Origin of the sequence: Nonomuraea sp. NPDC049784, assembly GCF_040659615.1 — a bacterium.
Lineage (GTDB): Bacteria > Actinomycetota > Actinomycetes > Streptosporangiales > Streptosporangiaceae > Nonomuraea.
Genome location: NZ_JBFAMX010001240.1, coordinates 1 through 1260, shown reverse-complemented (window position 1 = coordinate 1260; position 1260 = coordinate 1). Strand labels below are relative to the sequence as shown.

Genomic DNA, 1260 nt, shown 5'->3' with positions numbered 1-1260 from the left:
ACGTGGTGTTCCCCTGTGGGCTGTCAAGGTGGCGGCTGGCCGGTAAGCGTTAACAACGCCAGCCCTGGCCACACCACCGGCACCATCGCTAACGGTCACCTGCCGCCGGTCGTAGGCGCCTACGACGCCGACTCTCCCGCGCGGCCACCCGGCCCGACGAGCAGCGCTGGACCGATCCGCGACGACCGCGGCAAACCCGACCTGGCCGCGCCCGGCGTCGGCATCGTCGCGGCCCGCTCGGCACCGCGGGGCAACGAGCTCAGCCCAGGCGGTCGGGACTTCCTCTGCGGTCCGGTGAACAGCGGCCCGTTTGTCCAGCGAGAGAAAGGAGACCGACTACGCCGACGCCCACGCAGGTCAGCGATATCCTGATCGCACAACTGAACAAGCAATGGATGGTTAGGACCCCGCTGCCAGGGTGTCCCTACCGAGCTGCGGGTGATGTGCTTGCCCAAGGGACCGGACTACATGCGGTGTGAACTGCGCGCCGAGCAGAGGCGGCGGACACGCTGAACCCGGTGTCGTCACACCCGCATCGGATCCAGCCAAGTCACGCGTTCTCGCGGGTCGAATCTGGTGACGTGTGATATTTCCGCCGCGAGTCTGCGGGATGCCACATGGTCGCAGCCAGTGTCCGACCGGGGCTAACGGTCTCTGTTGCGCAACCTAGGCTAGGCCGCCTGATCTTGGGCACGTTGATTGCGGCCTCTATTGGAGGCTGCGCCAAATACGTGGCCTCTGTTGGAGGTTGCGCAAAATGTCCCCGACGATCTACATCGTCGCTGTCCTTCTCGGCGCAGTTCCGTCGATCTGCCTGGCCATCAAGTTCTGGCTATGGCTGAGATTCTGCCGTCATGTGGTGGATCGGCATGGCCTTGAGGCATTGGGCAAGCTGCCGCAGCTCGCCCGTCCGTTCAAGTTCCAGCTCCCATGGATCAGCGAGATGCCCCAGACCATCGCCAAAATGCCGGACGCGTCGATGGCGGACGCCACGAACGAGAGGGCACCGGGCTGACCATGGCGCATCGCTCTTGCGCGGTCGGGCCACAATCCCGGCCGCGCAAGAGCGGCTCAACCTCGCTCCTATCGACCGGGAGCCGGATCGCTACGGTGGATCTTGAACATCTCAGCAACACCCGTGGACATGGCAGATGCTCTGAGCCTTAGTGGCCTTGCCTGGAAGTCTCTCGGGGGTTGACTTTCGGATCTGGTGTGGTCAGTCCGTGAGGGGGGTCACGTAGAGGTCGCAGGCCAGGTCGA

At 64.6% G+C, this 1260-nt stretch carries 1 protein-coding gene; it reads left to right on the top strand.

Translation table 11 applies throughout. The features are described 5' to 3' along the window. The first annotated feature begins 757 nt into the window (after positions 1 to 757). The gene (locus AB0J09_RS65075; protein ID WP_360714531.1) at positions 758 to 1015 is read left to right on the top strand and encodes a hypothetical protein; all 258 of its coding nucleotides are present in this window, start codon (positions 758 to 760) and stop codon (positions 1013 to 1015) included. Positions 1016 to 1260: the final 245 nt, after the last annotated feature.